The 3,045-nt window shown below is 58.9% G+C and carries 2 protein-coding genes and 2 pseudogenes; 3 read left to right on the top strand and 1 reads right to left on the bottom strand.

What is annotated here, in order from left to right:
- Both ACIQ47_RS15850 and ACIQ47_RS15845 read left to right on the top strand, forming a co-directional pair.
- A pseudogene (locus ACIQ47_RS15850) lies at window positions 1-848 on the top strand (hypothetical protein); the annotation flags it as partial.
- A gap of 114 nt (window positions 849-962) precedes the next feature.
- Complete coding sequence (locus ACIQ47_RS15845) at window positions 963-1,532, top strand: hypothetical protein (protein ID WP_396438998.1); 570 nt, start codon at window positions 963-965, stop codon at window positions 1,530-1,532.
- Between the two features lie 21 nt (window positions 1,533-1,553).
- Here ACIQ47_RS15845 and ACIQ47_RS15840 read toward each other — a convergent pair whose 3' ends face one another.
- Window positions 1,554-2,669, bottom strand: a complete 1,116-nt coding sequence (locus tag ACIQ47_RS15840; protein ID WP_396438997.1) for an acyltransferase family protein — start codon at window positions 2,667-2,669, stop codon at window positions 1,554-1,556.
- A 171-nt stretch (window positions 2,670-2,840) separates the two neighbouring features.
- On the opposite strand from ACIQ47_RS15840, the pseudogene ACIQ47_RS15835 reads away from it, so the two are divergent.
- Window positions 2,841-3,045: pseudogene (locus ACIQ47_RS15835) on the top strand (hypothetical protein); the annotation flags it as partial.

The following is a 3,045-nucleotide window of genomic DNA, read 5'->3' as shown; positions in this document are numbered from 1 at the left end:
GCTTGGACAGACAAGACGTGCTGGCCGCCAAGCCCGAATTTGGCCGCGCCAACGTCGGTTGGCGTCATGACCTGGACTTCAGCCAATGGCCCCCCGGCATCCACCGCATCGACTTGGGCCTGAGCCTGGGCGACGACAGCCTTTACCACCTGTCCACGCGCCATGTGGCCATTGGGGACCGAAAGCAGTCGCCCCTGCAAGCAGTCCCCTCGGTGCCCGCACCCGCCATGGCCCCGCTGCCCGCCAGCATCCAAAACTACACCGATGAACCGCGTGACCTGGCCTCTTATTACTACAACCCCTTGGCGCGTGAATGGCTTCAATTCAGACAAAGCCAGGTTCAGGGCTATTTACAACACTTCAACCAGTTGTTTGATTCGGGCTGCCTAGCCCAGACACCGCGTTACACCCACCAGATCGTGCCCAACTTCAACCCCGGCTGGGATGCCGATAAATTCGCGGTCCACACCTCACTGCAGCCACAAAGCCAACTGCAGCTGGGTGTCAGCCTTTATGGGGAAACCAGCTATGGCCCCTCATTTCGCGGTTGGCTACAGCAAGAAAAACACCGCCAGTACGGCATCACAGAATTTCATCCGCTGCGGGGCATGACCGCACCCGAGCTGACCACCGTGCTGCGGCAACACCATGCCGCCGGTGCCCAATTCCTGTCCTTTTTCATGGACACCCCAGCACACGAACAAAACGGTGAAGGCCTGAATCTTTTTTCGTTCAGCCCGCGCAACACCCAACACGCATCCCACGTCTTGTTTGAAAGCCTGCGGCAAACCCTGCAGACTCTGCCATCAGCGCCGCGTGGCAACGGTACTGCCCAGCCTGCCAACTGACCAGGCCGACTGCCACCACAGGTGGCAAAAAATTGCCACTTCATACTGGCCCGCATATTGCTTGCCTACGTCTACTTCCATCACGGTCCAACCCGATACCCCAGGACAGACACCATGATCACCATCAATGGCATTTACCGACCCATTTCGGCCGCGATCAGCGCGAGCCCCAGTACCCCAGCCCCCGTTGAAGACACCGAGAAAAGCGTTTTTGGCGCTCAGTTGAAACAAGTCGCCGATTCGCTGGCGACTCCTGCACCTGTCCAAACCGAACAGAGCAGCATGGTTGAAACCCCGGCGGTCTCTCAGGAAAGCAACGCAAGCACAACGCCTGTCACGGTCACCGCCCAAACTAGCGGCATTTCGTCCGCCGTCAAAAACTTCATGGAATGGCAAAGCGCGCAGCCCAACCCTTTTGGCCAAGGCACCATTGCCGATGTGTGGGCCAAGCAAGGCATCACCGACCCCTTCAACAACCCCGTTTTGCTGGGCCAAGCGCAAAACATGCTCGACCGTGCCAGCCTGCGCGCCGCCATGAACCCCAACTATGTGGCCGAATGGAGCGGCGACTGGAAAACCCAAATGGCACAAGCCCAAACGGCAGAATCGGCTCGGCAAGCCATCATGCTGGCTGGCGATATCGCAGGCAAGGTGACGGTCGGCGGTGGTCTGGCGACCGCCTGAGGCCATCAGGGCACGGGAAATTCAGGCCGCATCCGGGCGAACCAACGGGACAGGCCCCGTTCGGCGGGCCACCCAGTGCTTCTCCATCAGGTGCCAGGACGAGGCGGCCAGCGCCAGCGTGCCCAGCATCACCGCCCACAACAAACTGCTACCCCGCAAGGGCGTCATCTGAAGCAAAGACAACAGCACCAAAAAGTGCCACAGATAGATGCCATAGCTGATCTCACCCAAATAGTGCCAGGGTCGCATCCAACCCCCGCTGGTCAAAGGGCACGTCAGCGCAGCCGCCAAAGCGGCGGCAAAGCCCATGGCGAGCAAAGTTCGCCAAAACACCACCATGCCGGTGTGCGCCCAATAGGTTTGCCTGAGCAGCAGCATGGCCGCCGCACTGAGCAAAACCACCGCCACCACACACCAGGCCAGGCTGTTCACCGCCTGTGGGCGCAACCACGCCGGCAATGCGCCCTTGGCCTGGTGCACATACAACGCCAGCGCCATGCCCATGCCAAAAGCATCCAACGTGCCCGGCAGCTGGGTGGTGTAGACCACCTGCAAATGCGGCACGGCCACACCCGGCACCCAGAAAAAAGTGGTGCCATAGCGCCAAGCCCAGGCCAAGCCCACCAAAACCAACACAGTGCGAACCGCCCCCAAACGCAACCAAAACCCCACCGTGAACACCAAGGCCAGGTAAAACTGCATCTCCAATGCCAGGGACCATGTCACCCCATTGATCACCCCATGGGTGTGGTGGCTCAAGTTTTGCAAAAATAAAGCATGGCTCAGCAACACGGGCAGCAACTGGTTCAGCGGGCGCAACAACACTTCGGGACGCACCAGAAACAAGAAAATCAGGCAAGTCAGCAGATACAACGGCAACAAACGCCTGAGCCTGCGCTGCATGAAAGGCCATTTGAAATCTTTCGGCGTCCGATCATGGGCTTGCGCCGCGCTGAGCATGATCACAAAACCGCTGATCACCAAAAACAGATCCACGCCGACCCAGCCGTAGCGAAAAGGCAAGGTCCAAAACACATCACCGCGCAACGCCAGGCTGCCCAGCGCATCCAGGTGGTAAACCACCACCAGCAAAGCGGCCAGGGCGCGTAAAAGATCGACATGGGGGAAAACTCTCACCCGTTCACTCCTGTTCAAGCCAGCAACCCCAACATGGCGTTGACACAAAGCCTGTGCATCTTGGCATTTTAGAACCCTCTCAGCAGTCTTTTTTAGCCGAACAACCGCCTGTTCTGGCAAGACTGATTTGGCTTTAGACTCGTGGATTGTCTTTTGCCTTGAAAAAATGCCATGAGCAGCTCCACCCTCCGCGCCCAAGAGTTCACCAGCCAACTCCAATACGTCGAAAAACTCATCGGTGAAAAACGCCTGACCGATGCGGCCCGCATGCTCAACACCCTGGCCAAAACCGCCCCCAACGACCCCCGACTCTTCTTGCTCGGCTCCTTGATGGCCGAAGCCGCCAATAACCAGAACGGCATGCTCACCGCCGCCC

This window comes from Limnohabitans sp. (genome assembly GCF_044373035.1).
Lineage (GTDB): Bacteria > Pseudomonadota > Gammaproteobacteria > Burkholderiales > Burkholderiaceae_C > Limnohabitans_A.
The sequence above is the reverse complement of the archived record's forward strand: the minus strand, read 5'-3'. Positions and strand labels throughout refer to the sequence as shown.

What these genes read in the sequence shown, in the direction of transcription:
- ACIQ47_RS15845 (WP_396438998.1), top strand. Translation starts at nt 963, where the DNA reads ATGATCACCATCAATGGCATTTACCGACCCATTTCGGCCGCGATCAGC.